At 60.9% G+C, this 18,890-nt stretch carries 19 protein-coding genes; 4 read left to right on the plus strand and 15 right to left on the minus strand.

Features of this window, described 5'->3' with window-relative positions; all coding sequences use genetic code 11:
* Positions 1–10 precede the first annotated feature (10 nt).
* Complete coding sequence (locus tag HJB89_RS07285; protein ID WP_207584628.1) at positions 11–214, minus strand: hypothetical protein; 204 nt, start codon at positions 212–214, stop codon at positions 11–13.
* A 173-nt stretch (positions 215–387) separates the two neighbouring features.
* Here HJB89_RS07285 and HJB89_RS07290 point away from each other — a divergent pair, with 173 nt between their 5' ends.
* Both HJB89_RS07290 and HJB89_RS07295 read left to right on the plus strand, forming a co-directional pair.
* Positions 388–882 carry an Lrp/AsnC family transcriptional regulator gene (locus tag HJB89_RS07290; protein WP_221149406.1) on the plus strand — a complete coding sequence of 165 codons (495 nt, stop codon included), beginning with the start codon at positions 388–390 and terminating at the stop codon, positions 880–882.
* A gap of 67 nt (positions 883–949) precedes the next feature.
* Positions 950–2,602, plus strand: coding sequence for an acyltransferase (locus HJB89_RS07295; protein WP_221139564.1), 1,653 nt, complete (start codon positions 950–952; stop codon positions 2,600–2,602).
* 14 nt (positions 2,603–2,616) lie between these two features.
* On the opposite strand, the gene HJB89_RS07300 is transcribed toward HJB89_RS07295, so the two are convergent.
* Positions 2,617–3,504, minus strand: a complete 888-nt coding sequence (locus HJB89_RS07300; RefSeq protein WP_221149408.1) for a LysR substrate-binding domain-containing protein — start codon at positions 3,502–3,504, stop codon at positions 2,617–2,619.
* Positions 3,505–3,615: 111 nt separating this feature from the next.
* Here HJB89_RS07300 and HJB89_RS07305 point away from each other — a divergent pair, with 111 nt between their 5' ends.
* A complete protein-coding gene (locus HJB89_RS07305; protein WP_221132521.1) occupies positions 3,616–4,869 on the plus strand; it encodes an SRPBCC family protein in 1,254 nt (417 codons plus the stop codon).
* The gene (locus tag HJB89_RS07310) at positions 4,859–5,950 is read left to right on the plus strand and encodes a hybrid-cluster NAD(P)-dependent oxidoreductase (RefSeq protein WP_221149412.1); all 1,092 of its coding nucleotides are present in this window, start codon (positions 4,859–4,861) and stop codon (positions 5,948–5,950) included. Before HJB89_RS07305 ends, HJB89_RS07310 begins: the two co-directional genes overlap by 11 nt.
* A 121-nt stretch (positions 5,951–6,071) precedes the next feature.
* On the opposite strand, the gene HJB89_RS07315 is transcribed toward HJB89_RS07310, so the two are convergent.
* The 13 genes from HJB89_RS07315 to HJB89_RS07375 form a co-directional block, all read right to left on the minus strand.
* The gene (locus HJB89_RS07315; RefSeq protein ID WP_207584622.1) at positions 6,072–7,082 is read right to left on the minus strand and encodes a GlxA family transcriptional regulator; all 1,011 of its coding nucleotides are present in this window, start codon (positions 7,080–7,082) and stop codon (positions 6,072–6,074) included.
* 30 nt (positions 7,083–7,112) lie between these two features.
* Positions 7,113–8,111 (minus strand): 4-hydroxyproline epimerase, encoded by a 999-nt coding sequence (locus HJB89_RS07320; protein ID WP_207584621.1) that lies wholly within the window; start codon positions 8,109–8,111, stop codon positions 7,113–7,115.
* A gap of 16 nt (positions 8,112–8,127) precedes the next feature.
* Positions 8,128–8,979, minus strand: coding sequence for a proline/glycine betaine ABC transporter permease (locus HJB89_RS07325; RefSeq protein ID WP_207584620.1), 852 nt, complete (start codon positions 8,977–8,979; stop codon positions 8,128–8,130).
* Positions 8,976–9,824, minus strand: a complete 849-nt coding sequence (locus tag HJB89_RS07330) for a proline/glycine betaine ABC transporter permease (RefSeq protein ID WP_207584619.1) — start codon at positions 9,822–9,824, stop codon at positions 8,976–8,978. The genes HJB89_RS07325 and HJB89_RS07330 overlap by 4 nt, the downstream gene beginning before the upstream one ends.
* Positions 9,825–9,845: 21 nt before the next feature.
* On the minus strand, positions 9,846–10,937 hold the full coding sequence (locus HJB89_RS07335; protein ID WP_259671979.1) for a glycine betaine/L-proline ABC transporter ATP-binding protein: 1,092 nt from the start codon (positions 10,935–10,937) through the stop codon (positions 9,846–9,848).
* An 80-nt stretch (positions 10,938–11,017) separates the two neighbouring features.
* A complete protein-coding gene (locus HJB89_RS07340) occupies positions 11,018–11,869 on the minus strand; it encodes a glycine betaine ABC transporter substrate-binding protein (protein WP_221149414.1) in 852 nt (283 codons plus the stop codon).
* Between the two features lie 78 nt (positions 11,870–11,947).
* A complete protein-coding gene (locus tag HJB89_RS07345; RefSeq protein WP_207584616.1) occupies positions 11,948–13,294 on the minus strand; it encodes an FAD-binding oxidoreductase in 1,347 nt (448 codons plus the stop codon).
* The gene (locus HJB89_RS07350) at positions 13,291–14,808 is read right to left on the minus strand and encodes an aldehyde dehydrogenase (protein WP_221149430.1); all 1,518 of its coding nucleotides are present in this window, start codon (positions 14,806–14,808) and stop codon (positions 13,291–13,293) included. The genes HJB89_RS07345 and HJB89_RS07350 overlap by 4 nt, the downstream gene beginning before the upstream one ends.
* On the minus strand, positions 14,801–15,712 hold the full coding sequence (locus tag HJB89_RS07355; protein ID WP_207584614.1) for a dihydrodipicolinate synthase family protein: 912 nt from the start codon (positions 15,710–15,712) through the stop codon (positions 14,801–14,803). Before HJB89_RS07355 ends, HJB89_RS07350 begins: the two co-directional genes overlap by 8 nt.
* On the minus strand, positions 15,709–16,425 hold the full coding sequence (locus HJB89_RS07360) for a GntR family transcriptional regulator (protein ID WP_221115161.1): 717 nt from the start codon (positions 16,423–16,425) through the stop codon (positions 15,709–15,711). The genes HJB89_RS07355 and HJB89_RS07360 overlap by 4 nt, the downstream gene beginning before the upstream one ends.
* 404 nt (positions 16,426–16,829) lie before the next feature.
* Positions 16,830–17,399 (minus strand): S-(hydroxymethyl)glutathione synthase, encoded by a 570-nt coding sequence (gfa, locus tag HJB89_RS07365; protein ID WP_221115162.1) that lies wholly within the window; start codon positions 17,397–17,399, stop codon positions 16,830–16,832.
* Positions 17,400–17,456: 57 nt separating this feature from the next.
* On the minus strand, positions 17,457–18,293 hold the full coding sequence (fghA, locus tag HJB89_RS07370) for an S-formylglutathione hydrolase (RefSeq protein ID WP_207584611.1): 837 nt from the start codon (positions 18,291–18,293) through the stop codon (positions 17,457–17,459).
* A gap of 3 nt (positions 18,294–18,296) precedes the next feature.
* On the minus strand, positions 18,297–18,890 hold a 594-nt coding region (locus HJB89_RS07375), incomplete at its 5' end, for a zinc-binding dehydrogenase (protein WP_221149431.1).

Here is an 18,890-nt window from a genome sequence, read left to right on the forward strand (position 1 = left end):
GGTGTCTGATCTAACGGATAAATGGAACACCGGGCTCATCGTCCCAGGCATCATCCGTGACAACTGGGCCGGAATATTCCGTCTCGCAAAGCGGGCGCGCATCCGGCTTGTCGCGCTTGACGGTGAATGCCGCCGCCACGGCCCTTATCGCCAGCGGCCGGTAGTGAACGAGCAGGTCCGGCTTTTGATCGTCATCCGGCTCTCCCTTGTGCATGTATCATCCCCATTTTGGGTTCGGCGCAGACGGCCATCCCGGCAATCTGCCAGGCGGCTTCGCCCTTCCTCCATTGCCCGTCGACAATCTAACACAATCGCAAATCGCGATCTCACTTGATTTTTTCAGTTTCCAGGCTGTATGAACTTATTAACTCACACCAGAAAGATCAAATGGCTATCGATACCGGCATCTTTAGTGAATTGGACCAGTTCGACAGGAAGATCCTCGCCGAACTCGCCGAGGACGGCAGGCTGTCGATCACGGATCTCGCTGCGCGTGTCGGGCTATCGAAGACGCCGTGCCAGATCCGCTTCAAAAGGCTGATCAGCGACGGATATATCGAAGGCTTCAAGGCCGTCCTCAATCCATCGAAAATGCAGCTCGACCATATCGCCTTCGTCGAGGTGAAACTCTCCGATACCCGCGAGGATGCGCTGAAAAGCTTCAACGAAGCCATCAAGAAGATCAGGGAAGTCGAAGAATGCCATATGATCGCCGGCAGGTTCGACTATCTCCTGAAGATCCGCACCCGCGATATCGGCCGCTACCGCCGCGTTCTCGGCGAGCGCATCTCGACACTGCCCCACGTTGCCAGCACCTCGACGAATGTCGCGATGGAAACGGTCAAGGAGAGCTGGGACAAGTTCGGGTCGAGTCTTTCATGAAGAGTGACGATTGCCGACACTCTTGCTAAGCCAACATTCGGCCACGGAAACGAAGACGAGGATCGAAATGGATCAGGCCAATAATTCGCAAGCATCGGCGAACGAGCAGAGAGAAGCGCGCCGGCTGCAATATCTTCCCTGGGAGCGCATTGCGTCGGACCTCGATCATCCCGCCCATCTCGCCCGTAAGGCGGAGCTTCGGCGAGCCTGCGCTGCTGAATTGGCCGAGACGTCCTATATCGCCGAAGATGCCGCAATCTTCACCGAAAGCCTGGCGATGGGTGAGAGGTCCTGGATTGCCGGGCGCGCGCTTGTTCGGGGTGATGTCATCCTCGGCGACGATTGCTCCATCAATCCCTATGCCTGTGTTTCCGGCAAGGTGACGTGCGGCAATGGCGTGCGGATTGCCTCGCATGCATCGATTGTCGGCTTCAATCACGGCTTCGACGATCCTGATCGACCCATCCATCGCCAAGGTGTCATCAGCCTCGGCATCGTGATCGGCGACGATGTCTGGATCGGTGCCAATTCTGTCATTCTCGATGGCGTCAGCATCGGAAATGGCGCCGTGATCGCCGCTGGGGCGGTGGTCACGCAAGACATTCCCGCCCTGTCGATTGCCGGCGGCGTACCGGCAAAGGTGCTGCGGAGCCGAGGCGCGCCGGCCAGGAAATCTGGCACTGCAGACGTCGAAGATCGATTGATCAGGCTCGGTCAGAAAGCGCAGGAGCAATGGCCTGATATTCTTGCACGCTGGAAAACGCCTGAGGCCTATGAATCGCTGGAGGCGGACGGCATCAGGAGACCGGCGATCCGGCATCTGTGCGATGCAATCGAGATCGCGGCCGGCTTCGGCCACCTGCCGCCCGACATCAATCAGTCGGAGACCGTCCAGCTTCTCCAAAATCTCCAGGAACGAGAGGCCGGCCTGTTCCCGGAAGAGCATTCGCGACTGCATGGCGGGTCATTGAGGGAGGATCCAAAGGCGCTCTATAACGTCCTTGCGGTTGGATATGCGCTTGAGCTGCTTGGCTCCAGTCCAAGGAATCCTGTCCACGCGGTCGAGCTCGGCGCGAAAGAGTTGGACGAATGGCTGAGTGCCCTGCCCTGGTCGACCCGGGCGTGGCAGGCTGGGAGCGTGGTCGATGCCATCGGAACCGCGATGTACTTCAATGCAAAGTATTTCGGCATCAGGCAATCACGCCAGGAACTCTTCGAGTGGTTGAGCCGGCATGCCAACAGCGTCTCGGGCCTATGGGGCGAGCCGACAGCGCTGGAAGGATGGCTGCAACCGGTGAACGGCTTTTACCGTCTGACGCGCGGCACCTATGCCCAGTTCGGCGTCGCGCTTCCACATCCGTACGCCTCGCTCGAAACGGTTCACCTCAACTATCGTAACCACAAGGGCTTCGCTGCTCAGAAATACAATGCGTGCAATCTCCTCGATACGATTCATCCTCTGCTGCTGATTGCCCGCCAGACCGACTACCGACGGGCCGAAGGGGAGGCGATTGCCCGCAATCTCATCTCGAGGGCTCTGGATAGATGGCGGGATGGCGAAGGTTTCCCATTCGCCGACGGTGGTGAACCGAGCCTGCAGGGAACGGAGATGTGGCTTTCTGTCATTCACCTCGCGGCCGATTTCCTCAGCCTCTCCGATCGCTTCGCCTTCGTCCCGAAGGGCGTGCACCGAACGGCGTCTGTGGGACTGGGTTTGTGAATGGGGGCTTTTGATCAACCGTGCAATGATGCCGTCAGCCAGGCGGCGGCAAGGTCGCGGGCATTGCTTCGTTTGGCTTTGACGGGCACGATGACGTTGTATCTGCCTTCGGCGGCAAGCTCGCCCCTGTCGGCCTGCACGAGGGTTCCGTCCTCCAGAAAAGTACCCACCAGCATGCGCCATCCCAGCGCAATCCCCTGCCCTGCGCGGGCGGCGGCGATGGTTTCGGTATAGTGGCTGAACCGAAGCGACGGCTTCACCGCGATATTGGCGCCGGCCAGGGAAATCCATTGTGCCCAGCTATACCAGGAACGATCGAGAACGTCCGTTTCAATGAATTCGTCAGCCGAGCCTAGCGGACCATTGCCTCGACGCCGGAGATAATCCGGGGAGCAGACGGGGGAAATGACGTCGCCGCGCGAGGCGATGACGGTGCCATCGCTGAAGGGCGGTAGGCCGTATCGGATCGCCACATCGACCTCTCCGCCGTGGAGAGCGATCGGGCTATCCTGCGATATCACCCGCACCAGAATGCCGGGGTTCGCCCGGCGGAACTCGGCCAGCCGCGGCAGCAGCCAGAAGGAGGAGAATGCGACGGTTGCCCCGATCGTCACGACGTCCTGGCCGTGCGACTGGATCGCTTCCACGCTCTCGGCGATATCGGCAAAACTCTTCGCCAGCGTCGCGCCGAGGGTGACGCATGCCGCCGTCGGTTCGATCGCCCGATGTTTGCGCACGAACAAGGGCTGGCCGAACTCCTCCTCCAGCACCGCAATCTGCCTGCTGACCGCTGCCTGGGTGACGCCGAGTTCGCTCGCAGCCAAGGTGAAGCTCTTCCTGCGCAGCACTGCTTCCAAGGTCACCAGCGCCGTCAGCGACGGGAGCCGTCTTCGAAACTGCATCCTGAAATTCCTTTTCGCATGATAAAAACTTATGCGAACGTGATTTTTTATGCCGTTGAAGCCCCTGCAATACAAGAGCAATTTACAGAAACGATCACATAAGGGGTTCTCATGCTAAACAGGCTTCCATCCTCGATTTCGGCGCTGCTGGACTCCCGCTCCGAGGGCCATTCGCTGCCGGCCGGCCTTTATGTCAGAGAGGACGTGTTCGACGCTGATATCGAGGTCTTCTTCCACAAGCACTGGATCTGCGTCGGTCTCGACTGCGATGTTCCCGAAGCCGGCGACGCCACTGTAATCGATATCGGCAAGACGAGCCTGATCCTGCTGCGCGACGACGATGGCGAGATCCGCGTGCTGCACAATGTCTGCCGCCATCGCGGCTCCCGCCTTCTCGATCCGGGCAAAACGATCGTTTCGAAGCTCGTCTGTCCCTATCACACCTGGACCTATGAGCTGACGGGCGAGCTCAGCTACGCCCCTCATATGGGCAAGGATTTCGACAAGGACTGTCGCGGCCTGAAGCCGGTCACCTTCAAATCGATCGGTGGGCTGATTTACGTCTGCCTGTCCGACAATCCGCCCGAGGACATTGCCGGCCTCGAGCAGGCGATGACCGAGCGCCTCGCGCCCTACGATATCCGCAACGCCAAGATCGCCCACCAGACCGACGTCATCGAGGACGGCAACTGGAAGCTGACCATGGAGAACAATCGTGAATGCTATCATTGCTCGGCCAACCACCCGGAACTCTGCGTCTCCTTCGTCGATCTCGACTTCGGCTTCGATCCAGAAACGCTGAGCCCGGAAGATCGTGAACAGGCCGCGGAGCATTTTCGGCTCTATGAGAAGCGCACGCAGGCATGGGAGGCCGACGGCTTCCCTTCGGCCGCCGTCGAGCAGCTCGCCGACTGCGCCACGAACTTCCGCACGCAGCGGCTGATCATATCAGGCGCCGGAGAATCCCAGACCCATGATGCCACCGCCGCATCCTCGAAGCTTCTCGGGCAGATGACCCGCAAGGATCTCGGGGACATGCATCTTTGGGGGCACAACAGCTGGAACCACTTCATGGGCGACCATGCCGTCGTGGCAATTGTCATCCCGCTCTCGGCAGGCAGGACGCTTGTCCGAACCAAGTGGCTGGTCCACAAGGAGGCCGTCGAGGGGGTCGATTACGATCTCGACAAGCTGACGGATGTCTGGGTAGCGACGACGGATCAGGACGCGGACCTGGTCGCCCGCTCCCACGCCGGCACGCTCGATCCCGCTTATGAGCCAGGGCCCTACTCCCCCTTCTCCGAGACGAACCTCGACAAGTTCGCCACCTGGTACATCGACCGGATGCGCACCCATGGATACTAGGAACCCGCAGGAATTGCCCGGAAACGCCGTTCTCAACGGCGTTTGGAATCCCGAGGAAGACGACGCGCTCGTCTGCCTCGACGTCCAGCAGGAAACCCACGATGTCAAGACGTTCACTTTCGCATCACGCGAGGGCAAGCGGTTCGCATTCAAGGCCGGACAGTATTTTCTGTTCGACCTGGAACACAATGGAGATGCTGAAAACCGGTGTTACAGCATTTCCTCTTCGCCGCATCGGACGAACGCCTTCTCCGTTACGGTGAAGCGCGTTCCGGACGGAAAGATTTCCAACTGGCTTCACGACACCCTCGTTCCCGGGGCATCAGTCAAGGCGAACGGCCCGCTTGGCAACTTCGTCCGGTCCGAGGCGCCGGGACGTAAGCTTCTGCTGCTTTCAGGTGGCTCGGGCATTACCCCAGTCATGTCCATTCTGCGGGAACTCGCAGACAGCTGCGAACCTGCCAACGTCGTCTTCATGCATGCCGCGCGCACACCGCTGGATCTGATCTTTCGCGACGAGCTTGCCTGCATCGCCGGTAGGCTGAAAGCCCTTCGGCTCCATTTCCTCCCGGAAACCGTCGCGGGCGAGGCGTCGTGGCCAGGCCTTACCGGTCGCATTTCGGCAGACTATGTCAGGCTTGCGGTTCCGGATATCGCCGAGCGAACGGTGATGTGCTGCGGCCCCGCGCCGTTCATGGCGGCAGCGCGCGGCATTTCTGCCGAGCTCGGCGTCCCCGCCTCGCACTATCTCGAGGAAAGCTTCGACGCCGCGGTCATCGACGAACCGGAAATCCCCGCGGTTCAGGATGCTGCCGCCAAGGCCTTTCAGGTCACCTTCTCCAAGCAGGCCCGCAGCATCGAAGTAACAAGCGGCCAAAGCGTGCTCTCCTGCGCGAAGAAGGCGGGCGTCAGGATTCCCTCCTCCTGCGCCAATGGCGTCTGCGGCACTTGCAAGTCGAAGCTGACCTCCGGCGCGGTCGACATGAGCCACAATGGCGGAATCCGCCAGAGGGAAATCGACGCCGGCTTTTTCCTGCCCTGCTGCTCGAAGCCGCTCAGCGATCTCGTCATCGAGCGCTGAACACTGAGCGAGGGCGACGTCACTCGCCAAGGGATCGGAGAGCATCAAACTGGAAACGCAGGCTCTGATCATGGCCAAGGGAGCGGCTGACAGTTTCCCGCGGAAGATATTTGAAGTGCGTTCAGTGCACTCTCGAAGCCGCTGCGCGATGCTGCGACGGGGTCTGCCCGAAGGTGCGCTTGAACGTTCGTGTGAACTGCGAGGCGTTTTCGAAGCCGACATCAAGCGCGATCTCGATCAGCGGCGCCTTCGATTGGACGAGGATCGATTTTGCCCGCTCCATGCGAACCCGATTATAGGCCTTGGCAGGAGACATTCCCGTCTTGTCGAGGAAGATTCGTTCCAACTGCCGCCGTGACAGGCCGACCATGGCGGCAAGCTTCTGGATCGATATGCTGCCGTCGACGAATTGCTCCATGGTAATCATCGCCGCCTTGACGCGGGCGTCGTCATAGTCGTCGTATAGCGGACGTCGGGGCTGTATATCAGCCGTCGTCCGGGCCTTCTCGATCTGAAGGACTTCAAGCGCATTTCTCTCGGCATCGCGGCTGATATACTTCCTGACCAGCAACGCAGCCATGTCGGCGGCGCTGCTGCCGCCTGCGCAGGATCCACGCTGGCGATCGAGATTGAAGAGCCGGTCGGACCGAACGCCGAGGTCGGGAAACCGCTCGCGAAACTCCTTGTAATGCAGCCAGCTCACGCAGGACTCGTGCCGCTTCATCAGGCCTGCCGCCGCAAGAATGAACGAACCCGTGCACACGCCGATCAACGGCACCTTCTTGGCATCCGCCTGCCGGAGAAAGGTGATGGTCTGCTGGTCGACAGGGTTCTCCACCGTCAGAAGACCGCCGACGACCACAATGTAATTGAAATTCGACGGATCGACGAAATCGGACGTCGGAGCGACCTGGACGCCGCAGCTCGAGTTTATCAGGTGCCGCGTGCTGCCAATCACCTGCCAGTCAGCAAGGACCCTGCCGGAACGATCCTGCTCGTCGCTGGCAAGCCGCAGCGTGTCGATGAAGAGCGCGAAGGCCGACAGCGTGAACGATCGCGCCAGAACGAACCCAACCTTGAGCCGGGCGGGTTTCGCGGCGCCGTCTGCCTGCCGATGCTGCTCCGGTCGCATAGTCATCTCCTTGCCGCTGCTGAGCAGCGCTTATCGAATCTGAAAACCGTGCGCCAGGGGGTCACGATCGTCAACGAAAATGGTGTTGTGCCCGATGACGCGGGCCCAGCCGCCGATGCTCGGAAGAATACCGCGATAAGATCCGATACTTGCCTCGGCTTCAACCCGGCCCTCGAAAACGGTTCCGATCAGGCTTTCATGACGGTAACTCGACCCGACCGACATCCGCCCCTTCCCATAGAGTTGGGCCATGCGCGCCGAAGTGCCGGTGCCGCCTGGTGACCGGTCGATGGCTTTCTCACCGTAGAAGACCGCGCAGCGCCCACCGGAGTGGTCGTTCACAGGGCGATCGCACCAGATCGCGTGATGCACGCCGGAAATCCTGGCGTCGTCGGGATGAACGGGATCGCAGACACTCGCAAGTGCCGCCCTGAGCTTCTGGCTGCAGCCGACGATATCGGACGCCGTCATGCCGTCGAGCCCGCTCCAATTCTCTTGCGGTTCGATGACGGCATAATAGTTGCCGCCATAGGAAATATCGACGCGCAGACGGCCCATTCCTGGCACATCGACCTCGACATCGGCCTCATGGAGATAGCTCGCGACATTGTGGAGGCGAACGGAATCGACATATCCGCCCTTCTCCTCGTAAGTGACGTCCACTCTGCCGGCAGGCGTTTCGATGGCGACCCTTCCAGCTTCGCGCGGCTTGATCAACCCTTCCTCGATCGCGGCGGTCACGGTGCCGATGGTGCCGGCGCCGCACATCGGCAGGCAGCCGCTCACCTCGATGAAAAGAACGGCGAAATCGCAGTCCTCCCGATAGGCCGGGTAAATGATCGAGCCTGACATGATGTCATGCCCCCTCGGCTCGAACATCAGTGCCTTGCGCACCCAGTCGTGGTCGCGGACGAAGATCTCCCGGCGCTCGCCCATGGGCACATGCGGAAGCAGCGGACCACCGCCGGCGACGAGACGGACGGGATTGCCGCAGGTATGCGCATCGATGCAGAAGAAGCTGTTTCTCATCTTGTTATGTCCTTGCTCATCTCGCCTTCGGCAGCCTGTCGCGGTCGAGCAGGCCGCGGGATACCCGGTCGAGTAGCAGGGCGACCGCGACGATCGCCAGGCCTGCTCTCAAGCCAAGGCCCATCTCCATGCGCGTCAGGCCGCGCGTCACTTCCGCGCCGAGGCCGCCTGCGCCGACGAGGCCGGCCAGCACGACCATCGCCAGCGACAGGAGAATGCATTGGTTGAGCCCGACCAGCAGCGTCTGCTTGGCCAGGGGGATTTCGATCTTCCAGAGGATCGATCGCGGCGGCGCGCCGATGGCGCTGCCGAGTTCGATGAATACCTTCGGGACCTGGTTGAAGGCCAGCGTCGTCAGGCGGAGCATCGGCGGAATGCCATAGACGATGGTGGCGATGATTGCCGGCACCCGTCCGAGGCTGAAGATCATCACCGCGGGGATGAGGTAGACCCATGGCGGCACGGTCTGCATGACGTCGAGAACCGGTCGCACCACCGCCTCCAATGTCTTGTAGCGTGAGCACAGGACGCCGAGCGGGAAGGCGATGAGCACGGAGATAAGGACTGCGACGGTCACCAGCGAGAGGGTCTGCATCGATGCCGTCCACAGCCCGACAAGAAGGCAGAATCCCAGACAGAGGCCTGCCAGGATTGCGGCGCGGAGGCTGACGGCAAAAAATGCCAGGAGGACGACGATCGCAATCAGCGCATAGGGCGGCACAAAGAGGAGTGCCCCCTCGAATGCGGAAAGCACCGCTTCGACCACGGAACTGATGGCAGCAAACAGCGGGTGAAGGTTGGTGTTGAGCCAATCGACTGATGGAGCCAGGAAAGCGCCAGGCGAAAACTGAAAGGTTGACGGATTCATGACTTCCTCCCTGCGCCCAGCCGAGCGGCACTCTGGGTTATTCGGTCAAGCACCATAGTCAGTACCACGATGGCGATCGCGCCGTTGATGGAGGTGGCGATGTCGAGTGTCCTGATCGCGCCGTAGATCGTCTCTCCGAGCCCGCCGGAACCAACGATGCCGGCGATGACGACCATGCCAAAGGCCATCATCAGGCTTTGATTGATGCCTGCCATGATGCTCGGCAGCGCAAAGGGAAGGCGGATCTTGAAGAACATCTTGGTCGGCGTGGTCCCAAGCGCCTCTCCAAGTTCGATGAACTCTTTGGGCGTCATGCGGATACCAAGCGAGGTCAGGCGGATGGCCGGCGGCACGGCGACGATCACGGTGGCGATCAGCGCTGTGGCCGGTCCGTAGCCGAGCAGAGCGATCGCCGGCAGCAGGTAGATATAGGGCGGAAGCGTCTGGATCAGATCGAGGCCGGGCTCCATGAAACGATCCAGCGCCGTGAAGAAGCCGGCGGCGATTCCGATCGGGATGCCGATCGCCAAGGCGATTGAGGTTGCGGTCAAGACCAGAGCCAGGGTGCTCATCGTTTGCGGCCACAGCCCCATCGAAAAACAAAGCGCCAGCGCGATACAGCTGAGCAGAGCGAACCAGATATTGACCAGCCGCCAGCCGATAAGCGCCACGATCAGAGCAACCACGTAGAACGGCGGGAGTTGCAGGAGCCAGAGGATTCCGTCATAGAGCCCTTCGAGAACCTGTCTGATATAGTCGAACAGGAACTCCCCATTGTCGCTCACCCATTCGAGCACGGAGTCCGTCCATTCGTCGAAAACATCGGTGAAGGCTGAACTATCCATGTCAATCAGCTCCAGTTGGGGTCACGCCGCCGTGAGATTGTGGGCCGAGGTTCCTTTGACGCCCATCAGCAGGCTGCGCAGCGTGACCACGCCGACGACCTGGTCACTGTCGACGACGGCGATGGCATCGCGCTCCGACTGCATCGTCAAAGAGATGAGTTCGTCGATATCGGCGTCCGGCGTCGTGCGTGCCAGCAACGCGATGTCGACGTTCGGCGTGCTCTGCTGGAATTCGGCGACACTAAGCATGACCGAATGCGCCTTGATCAGATGAAGGCGGGATATTCCCGCGACGAATTCGGCGACATAGGCGTCGGCCGGGTTGAGGATGATCTCCTCGGCCGTGCCGGTCTGGATGATGACGCCATCCTTCATGATCGCGATGCGGTCGCCGATGCGGATCGCCTCGTCGAGATCATGGGTGATGAAGACAGCGGATTTGCCCAGGGCTTTGGTCAACTGGCGGAATTCATCCTGAAGCTGACGGCGGATCAGTGGATCGAGCGCGCTGAACGGCTCGTCCATCAGAATGATCTCGGGGTCGGAGGCGAGCGCGCGAGCAAGCCCGACGCGTTGCTGCATGCCGCCGGAAAGCTCGTTGGGGTATCGGCTGAGCCAGTCGGCGAGGCCAACCTTCTCGAGGGCGGCCGCGGCAGTCTTGTTTCGCTCCGGCTTGGAAATTCCCTGGACCTCGAGGCCGAAGGCGGCATTTTCCAGCACCGTCCGGTGCGGCAGCAGCGCGACGCTCTGAAACACCATGCCGATGTTCTTGGCCCGCATCTGCCTGAGATCAACCGGCGACAAGGCGGCGATGTCGCGTCCCTTGACGAGCACCTTGCCGGAACTCGGCGTGATCAGCTTGTTGAGAAGGCGGATAAGCGTCGATTTTCCGCTTCCCGACAATCCCATGATGCAGAAGATTTCGCCCCGCCGGACCTCGATGCTCGCATCGGAAACGCCGACGACACAATTGAATTCCTTCAAGACGTCTGTCTTTCCGAGGCCGCGCTCCTTGATTGACTTCATCGCTGCGGCGGATTTGCCTCCGAAGACCTTCCAGAGGGATTGGCAGTCGATCAGGACATCTTCGGCATCGATATTGGCGGTTTTCATCGCGATCCCCTTTGAGCCAATCGGCGCTGGCTTCTTCATTTCAGGTTGGCCGCCCGACGGATCGGACGGCCATGAAGCGATTACTTCTTCTTGATGTTTTCCCAGCGCTTGATCAGGTCGGCATGGCTGCCGATCCAATCCTGCACGGCCTGGTCCATCGTCTTGCCGTCCTTGACTTCACCGTTGATGGTGGTGATGTCGGCGATTGGCACGTAGACGCTTGCCATGACTTCGCGGGCGTGCGGGTTTTCTTCTGAGAAGCCCTTATGGCCGATCCAGTAGTAGCTCTGCGGCGGCGGGAATACGCCCTTCGGGTCCTTGAGATACTTGACCTCGTACTTCTGGACCATCCACGACGGCTCCCAGATCGTGACCGCGATCCATTCCTTGCGATCATAGGCGGATTTCAGCGCCGCCGTCATCGCGGCCGTGCTGCCCTCGACGAGCTGGAGCTTGAGGCCGTAATCCTTGACAGCATTCGCCGTATCGCGCATCAGGCCGGCGCCCGGCTCGATGCCGATAATCTTGCCGCCGAATTTGTCGGCATTTTCACTGAGCTGATCGAGCGAGTCGATCGGAACATATTTCGGAACGGCAACGCCCTGGTAGAGGCCGTGCGACACCGGCGAAATCTTCTCGAGACGGTTCTTGTTCTTGTCCCAGTAATCCTGAGCGACGTAGTCGGTCTGCGAGGTGAGAGCCTGGATATCGCCCTTGGCAAGAGCGGCATAGGCGATGCCCCATTCGGAAAACTCGGTCACCTTGACGGTGTAACCGGCATCTTCGAGAACCTTCTTGGTAATGCCGGTGATGGGCGTCAGGTCTTCCCATGACATCGTGCCCAGATTGATCGTCTTTTCTTCCGCGCGAGCAGGAAGGATGCTGATCCCTATCACCGCAGCGGCGCAAAGCGCCTTCCACAAACTCTTCATTGTTCTTACTCCTGGTTTTCGTTCCCATACTCATTGAAGTCTGCGGGCGGCAGTCTTCATATTGCGCGGGCAGAGGGATCATCCCTCGCGGCCTGCGCGCAATTCCTGAAAGCGGATGACCGAGTTGACGCCGAGCCACGCGATGGGCTCCGGAGGCAATCTCGTCGGTTCCGGCTGATTGCTGTATTTGTCGAGTTCGAGGCTACCGGCACCCGCCGCCAGATCGGCCGCCATCATGCCCGCAAAAGTGCTCTTGACCGTGCCGAGACCGTTCTCGCAGCAGGCGGAAAAGAGCCCTTCCTCGACCTCGCCGAATGCCGGCACATGGTTCCGGCTAAGGCAGAGCGCGCCCGCCCAGCTATATTCCATCGGCAGGCTTTCCAGCCCGGGGAACCGGGCATCGAACGACCGGCGCTGTTCGACCGCGATACCGGCAACGCGCTTCTCCGACACTTTCAGGCTCGGGTCATAGGTGAACCTCGTCCTGACGACGATCCTCGAAAGCCCGTCCTTGGTGATCTTGCGCACCGTCGCGCCCATCGGGTCGGCCGGCAATAGCGCCCAGCGATCCACACCGGTGACGTCACCTGCGAATTCGTTCTGGGAAAAGGCCGATGTCATCGACGCGTAGGTGAAGATGTGCATCAGCCGGCCGCGGAAATGGCCGAAGCTTTGAATATGGCCGTTGACGCCCAAAATGACCTTCGGCGCCGAAACGGAGCCGCAACCGGTCTTCGCCTTCCAGGTCCTGCCTTCGCGCGAAAGCTCCAGCACCGGCGAGTGCTCGTGGATGGCGACCTTCGAATGGAGCCCGCGCGCCAGGCCACGAATATAGTCGGCCGGCTGGATCATTACCGCGCCCGGCGTGTAAAGGCCGCCATGGTAATAGCGAGAACCGGTCATCTCTCGCATTTGATGTGCATCGAGAACGCGATGCTGCTCGCCGATCTTCTCGAGCGACTTCCTGTAATTGTCGTTGAGACCCATGCCCCGGTCGGAGGCCGCGGCATTCACCTTGCCCGATGGGTCAAAGGTTTCCCGCGACAGGCCGTTTTCGGCCGCCACATCGGCTGCGAAGGCAATCGCCAGGCGGTTCTGCCGAATCTCCTCTTTGGTCGCCTCTTCGTCGGCCACCGAATACTCGCCCGAGGACAGGTTGTGCGGCACGTCGATCATGAAACCGGAATTCCGGCCGGCCGGACCCTTGGCGAGCTCGCGAGCCTCCAGGACGACGATCTTGTCCTGGGGGCGCAATTGCGAGAGGCGGCGCGCCGCCGAGAGGCCGGCAAATCCGCCGCCGATGATCAGCCAGTCCGCAATAGTGTCGTGCTCAAGCGCCGCTACGGGAAAGGCGCGTTCGCTGGTCGCCTCCCATCCCGAAACGCCGGTGTCGGTCGGCAGGTGCTTGATCACATGGCGGCTCATCGGATGGTCTCGTCGACCGACCGCTCGGATACGTCGATCCAGATGGTCTTGAGTTCGCAGTAATTGTCGTGAGCAAAGACCGACTTGTCGCGGCCGCCGAAGCCGGACTCCTTGTAGCCGCCGAACGGCGTGGTGGCATCACCTTCGCCGAAGCAGTTGACGGTGACGACGCCGGCGCGGATTTCGCGCGCGAGCTTGATGGCGTTTCTCAGGCTGCCGGTATAGACCGACGCCGTCAGGCCGTAATTGGTGTCGTTGGCAAGGGCGATCGCTTCGGCAAGCGAATTGAAGGTTGTGACCGAGAGTACCGGCCCGAAGATCTCTTCCTGGAACAGGCGGCTGGCGGGCGTTACGCCATCGAACACCGTCGGCTCGATGAAGATGCCGCCATGCGTTTCGCCGCCGTGGGCGACCGTTAGCTTCTCCGTCTTGGCGTCGTCGAGGAAGGATTTCACCTTCTCGAAATGCGCTTTGCTGACCAGTGCGCCGATGCGATTGTCCGGATCGAGCGGATCGCCGGTCTTCCATTCGCGCATATAGGCGCCGATGCGCTTCAGCAACTCGTCCTTGATCTTGGAATGAACAATGAGACGCGACGTGGCAGAGCAGTTCTCACCCATGTTCCAGAAGGCGCCGTTGACCACCTGCTCGGCAACGAGATCCAGGTCTTCGGCATCGTCAAGAACGACCGCGGGATTCTTGCCGCCGCATTCGAGTACGACCTTCTTGAGGTTCGAATCCGCGGCATAACGCAGAAAGCGGCGGCCGGTCGGGGTCGATCCGGTGAAGGCGACCATATCGACACCCATGTGCAGGCCGATCGGTTCGCCGACTTCGCGGCCGGAGCCGGTGACGACGTTGAACACACCAGCCGGAATGCCGGCTTCATGGGCAAGCTCGGCGACACGCAGCGTCGTCAGCGTCGTTTCCTGGGCCGGCTTGACGATGACCGAGCAGCCAGCGGCGAGCGCCGGGCCGATCTTCCAGGCCAGCATCAGCAGCGGGAAATTCCATGGAAGCACACATCCGACGACGCCGATCGGCTCGCGCACGATCATCGTCAGCGCGTTGGCTCCGACCGGGGCGGTGTTGTCATAAAGCTTGTCGATCAGCTCGGCATGCCAGCGGATCGTATGAATGGCATCAGGAATATCGACCGTCTGGCATTCCCGCACCGGCTTGCCGCTGTCGATGCTTTCCAGGACGGCAAGCTCGTGCCTGTTCTGCTCCATGAGCTTGGCGAGCTTCAGAAGCACTTCCTTGCGCGCTCCCGGCGAGCGCAGCCGCCAGCGTCCATCATCGAACGCATCCCTCGCCTTCGTAACGGCGAAGTCGACGTCGCTGGAATCGCAGGCGGCGATTTCGGCAAGGACCTCGCCCGTTGCGGGGTTCGTGGAGGCGAAGGTCTTGCCGGAATTTGCCGGACGGAATGCGCCATCGATGAAGGCATTCGTCGGAAACTGAAGCTCGGTGGCGATCGCCTTGTATTCGGCGGCGGTCAAGGGTTCATGCATGGTTTGCTCCCGATGTGATCTGGGCGACCGTGCGCTTCAATGTGGCGACGACGGTCTGGAGGGTTCGCTTTTCTTCGGAGTTGAGCGGACGCAGCGGCGCGCGGACCGATCCGACATTCAGCCCGATCAATTCGCATCCGTGCTTGATCGACTGGACGAACTTGCCGCATTCAAGGAAATCCATCAGCGGCAGCATTGCCGTCATGATCGCCCGGCCCTTGTCGAAGTTCTTTTCCAGGACGCAGGCCTCATAGAGAGCGACATGCTCGCGCGGCAGGAAGTTTGAGCCGGCGCAGACCCAGCTCTTCGCACCCCATGCGAAGAATTCGAGCGCCTGATCGTCCCAGCCGCAGGACAGCGCGATATGCGGAAATTTCCGGGCGAGCCGATGAAGATTGCCCATGTCGCCGGAGCTTTCCTTGATGGCGATGACGTTCTTCGACTTGCCGACGCGGGAGAAATACTCCTCGCCCATCACCACGCCCATGCGGGCCGGATAGTTGTAGAGCATGATCGGCAGGTTGGCGGCGCGATCGACCGTCAGCGCATGGACGGCGTTTTCGCGTTCGGTCGGCAGCGCGTAGGGCGGTGACGACACCAGGATTGCATCCGCGCCGATTTCCTTCGCCGCCTTGGCATATTCGACCGAATCTTCGGTACGTATGGCACCGGTCCCGATGATGAGCGGCAGCCGTGTGCCGATGACTTCTCGCGCATAGGCGGCGAGTTCGAAACGCTCCTGGCTGCTCTGGGCGTAGTATTCGCCCGTCGAACCGCCGACGATGATGCCGTGCACTCCCGCCTCGATCAGCGACTCGAGCACGGCGGTAAATCCGGCCCGGTCGATCTGTCCATTTTGATCGAGTGGCGTCACCGCCGGCGTATAGATCCCCTCAAACTTCACGGTGACTTCTCCAATAATTGCGTGGCCGGAGCGCCGAGGAAGGCGTCCGCTTTCAGGCCTTGCGGGGCGATGAACATCTCCATGTTCTCGCGGGACAATTCCCAGTGTTCGAAAACGAGATCGACGACGGCATTCTCGTCGTGAGCGCCGAGCGCGGCGATGAAGCCGTCATGGTGGTCGACCGCCACCTGCAGCCGCCGCTTCATGTCCTCGTTCCTCGGTCGGAAGAACGTGTGGCCGATGCGCGCGTGATCGATGAGCAGCCGGCCGAGACTCGGCTGCAGATAGACGTTGCCCGACATTTCGCCGAAGATCTCGTGAAAGCGGTTGTTCTCCAGCACCATTCTCAGGGCGTCTGCGTCCTCGCTGGCGGCGCGAAAGCGCTCCTGGGTCTGCTTCAGGTCGACAAGCTGGGCGGGCTTGAAATTCTGCACGGCGAGACGGCCGATCGCCGCATAGATCAACGGCGCGACAAGAAAGAAATTGCGCAGCGTGGAGTGGTTCATCGGGATGACCCGCGCACCCCTGTTCTCGCGGATATCGATATAGCCCTCACCGGCAAGGCGGCGGAATATGTCGCGGACCGGCGTCCGGGAGAGCCCATATTTTTCGCTCAGACTGGCCTCGTCCAGATCGGCGTCCGGGTCCAGTTCCATCGTCAGAATCCGGCGTTTCAGATCTTCGTAGAGATTGCTCTTGGGTGTCCTCGCCATCGTCGATCTCCAGCCATTGTTGCTCTACGTCATGAAGATGGCACGGCTCTCAGGAGGAGTCAAATAATTGTGTACTTTGCGTACACAATTATTATTCCTAGGATACACAATATCGCGAAGTCGCGCGGAGCCGTTGCCGGTTCGGCGCCGTTTCAATTCCAAGGTGAGGGATTGGCTTGCGCCCGATACGCGGATTGGCCGAAACCGCGGGCAATTCCTTCTGGAAACCTGCGTCGGTCGTCGGAGAGAGTTCTTCGTGGCGGGTTATCAGCGCCTTCGGCGCGTCAACGCCAATCATCGGGCGTCGAAAGCTGGCCGCGGCACGGCGGCGCGCCGCCATCTGCGGATATCACGCTGATGGCGGCGGTTTTGTTGGGGCCGCCGAGGTCGGCGTCCCCATTAGATCACGGGGCGAGCGCTCCGCTCTTCTTGGCGGTCCAGGTTGCGATATAGTCCATCAAGCCGGGGTTGAGGCAATCGTACGGCTCGAGGCCCGACGCCTTCAACTGCGCTCTGACGGCGTCCATCTTGCCAGGATCGAAGCCGCTTTCGATGATCGACGACACGAAGGCCGCAAAGCCCGGCTTTGCCCAGCCGCCTTCCTGGAAGCGCTCCGGATGGATGAACGACAATCCCTGGAACGCATGTTCACGCTCGACCGGGCCGTACAGATGCACGCCGCATTGCTTGCAGGCATGCCGCTGGATCAGCGCCGCGGCTTCGACGACGGCAAGTTTGTCACCGTTCTCCAACACTTCGACGCTGTCGGTCGGCGCAACTGCCACGACCGAAAAGACGGCGCCCTCTGGCTTCCAGCACTTGGTGCAGCCGCAGGCGTGATTATGGGCGATATCGCCCTTGATCCTGACCTTTACGGGGTTGCTCGTGCACTTGCACACGAGCGTTCCGCCTGCAAAGGCAGCGTCAGTCGCCTGAAAGCCTGAATCCACTAGCGGATGAATAGCTATGCTCATTGCTTTTCTCCTTCCCTCCCTGGCCGTTTGCGTTATGCCCGGCCGAGCCCTTCCAAACTAATTTCCCAACCTCTGCGCATGCCAGCGCAGATGGTCTTCCATGAATGTCGAAATGAAAGAGTAGGAGTGGCCGTAGCCTTCCTGCATGCGAAGCGACAGGTCGATGCCCGCCGCTTCGCAGGCTTGCCTGAGCTCATCGGGACGCAATCCGTCCTCCAGGAAGCTATCCGCCGTCCCCTGATCGACGAACAGTTCCGGGAACCGGTACCCGTCTTCGATCAGCGAGCAGGCATCATAGGCCCGCCAGGTCGTTTCATCCGCCCCGAGATATTTCCGCAATGCCGGTTTCGACCAGCCGGAGACCGAGGGACGGCTGATCGGCGCGAAGGCCGAGCAGCTCTGGAAGCGATCCGGGTTCTTGAGCGCGATGGTGATCGCGCCATGCCCCCCCATCGAGTGCCCGAAGATTCCCTGGCGGCCCATGTCGACCGGGAATTCCGCGGCCAGCAGCCGCGGCAACTCGTCGACGATGTAGCTGTACATCCGATAGTTCGCCGAATAGGGCGGCTGGGTGGAATCGACATAAAAGCCCGCACCCTTGCCGAACTGCCAATTGTCGGCTTCGTCGGGGACGTGGTCACCGCGCGGGCTGGTATCCGGGCAGACGACGATCAGTCCGAGCTCAGCCGCAAGCCGCCGATACTCGCCCTTGTCCATGACATTGGCATGCGTGCATGTCAGGCCGGAAAGGTACCATAGAACCGGGCAGTTGCCCTTGAGCGCCTGCGGCGGCACGAAGACAGCAAAGGTCATGTCGCAATCACAGACCTCCGAGCGATTAACGTAACCCCCCTGGATGCCGTCGTGTGACTTCTCTGTCGAGATGGTTTTCATGGCTTAATAGACCACCACGCCGCGGATGCTTTCGCCCTTGTGCATCATGTCGAAGCCTTTGTTGATGTCTTCGAGCGGCATGGTGTGGGTGATCATCGGGTCGATCTGGATCTTGCCCTGCATGTACCAGTCGACGATCTTCGGCACGTCGGTGCGGCCACGCGCGCCGCCGAAGGCGGTGCCCATCCAGTTGCGGCCGGTGACCAGCTGGAACGGCCGGGTGGAGATCTCCTGGCCGGCGCCGGCAACGCCGATGATGATCGACTTGCCCCAGCCGCGATGGCTGGCTTCGAGCGCCTGGCGCATCACCTTGGTGTTGCCGGTGCAGTCGAACGTATAGTCGGCGCCGCCGATCAGGTCGCCATTGCGCTTCGTCAGGTTGACGAGATAGGGCACGATGTCGTCGCCGACCTCCTTCGGATTGACGAAATGCGTCATGCCGAACTTCTCGCCCCATTCCTTGCGGTCATTGTTGATGTCGACGCCGATGATCATGTCGGCACCGGCAAGCCGCAGGCCCTGCAGCACGTTGAGGCCGATGCCGCCGAGACCGAAGACGATGGCGGTGGCGCCGATCTCGACCTTGGCGGTGTTGAT

Origin of the sequence: Rhizobium sp. NZLR8 (genome assembly GCF_019685025.1) — a bacterium.
Classification (GTDB): domain Bacteria; phylum Pseudomonadota; class Alphaproteobacteria; order Rhizobiales; family Rhizobiaceae; genus Rhizobium.

What these genes read in the sequence shown, in the direction of transcription:
- HJB89_RS07315 (WP_207584622.1), bottom strand. Translation starts at nt 7,082, where the DNA reads ATGCGACCGGAGCAGCATCGGCAGGCAGACGGCGCCGCGAAACCCGCC.
- HJB89_RS07325 (WP_207584620.1), bottom strand. Translation starts at nt 8,979, where the DNA reads ATGAATCCGTCAACCTTTCAGTTTTCGCCTGGCGCTTTCCTGGCTCCA.
- fghA (WP_207584611.1), bottom strand. Translation starts at nt 18,293, where the DNA reads ATGAAAACCATCTCGACAGAGAAGTCACACGACGGCATCCAGGGGGGT.
- HJB89_RS07285 (WP_207584628.1), bottom strand. Translation starts at nt 214, where the DNA reads ATGCACAAGGGAGAGCCGGATGACGATCAAAAGCCGGACCTGCTCGTT.
- HJB89_RS07300 (WP_221149408.1), bottom strand. Translation starts at nt 3,504, where the DNA reads ATGCAGTTTCGAAGACGGCTCCCGTCGCTGACGGCGCTGGTGACCTTG.
- HJB89_RS07320 (WP_207584621.1), bottom strand. Translation starts at nt 8,111, where the DNA reads ATGAGAAACAGCTTCTTCTGCATCGATGCGCATACCTGCGGCAATCCC.
- HJB89_RS07290 (WP_221149406.1), top strand. Translation starts at nt 388, where the DNA reads ATGGCTATCGATACCGGCATCTTTAGTGAATTGGACCAGTTCGACAGG.
- HJB89_RS07310 (WP_221149412.1), top strand. Translation starts at nt 4,859, where the DNA reads ATGGATACTAGGAACCCGCAGGAATTGCCCGGAAACGCCGTTCTCAAC.
- HJB89_RS07360 (WP_221115161.1), bottom strand. Translation starts at nt 16,425, where the DNA reads ATGGCGAGGACACCCAAGAGCAATCTCTACGAAGATCTGAAACGCCGG.
- HJB89_RS07305 (WP_221132521.1), top strand. Translation starts at nt 3,616, where the DNA reads ATGCTAAACAGGCTTCCATCCTCGATTTCGGCGCTGCTGGACTCCCGC.
- HJB89_RS07335 (WP_259671979.1), bottom strand. Translation starts at nt 10,937, where the DNA reads ATGAAAACCGCCAATATCGATGCCGAAGATGTCCTGATCGACTGCCAA.
- HJB89_RS07345 (WP_207584616.1), bottom strand. Translation starts at nt 13,294, where the DNA reads ATGAGCCGCCATGTGATCAAGCACCTGCCGACCGACACCGGCGTTTCG.
- gfa (WP_221115162.1), bottom strand. Translation starts at nt 17,399, where the DNA reads ATGAGCATAGCTATTCATCCGCTAGTGGATTCAGGCTTTCAGGCGACT.
- HJB89_RS07295 (WP_221139564.1), top strand. Translation starts at nt 950, where the DNA reads ATGGATCAGGCCAATAATTCGCAAGCATCGGCGAACGAGCAGAGAGAA.
- HJB89_RS07350 (WP_221149430.1), bottom strand. Translation starts at nt 14,808, where the DNA reads ATGCATGAACCCTTGACCGCCGCCGAATACAAGGCGATCGCCACCGAG.
- HJB89_RS07330 (WP_207584619.1), bottom strand. Translation starts at nt 9,824, where the DNA reads ATGGATAGTTCAGCCTTCACCGATGTTTTCGACGAATGGACGGACTCC.
- HJB89_RS07340 (WP_221149414.1), bottom strand. Translation starts at nt 11,869, where the DNA reads ATGAAGAGTTTGTGGAAGGCGCTTTGCGCCGCTGCGGTGATAGGGATC.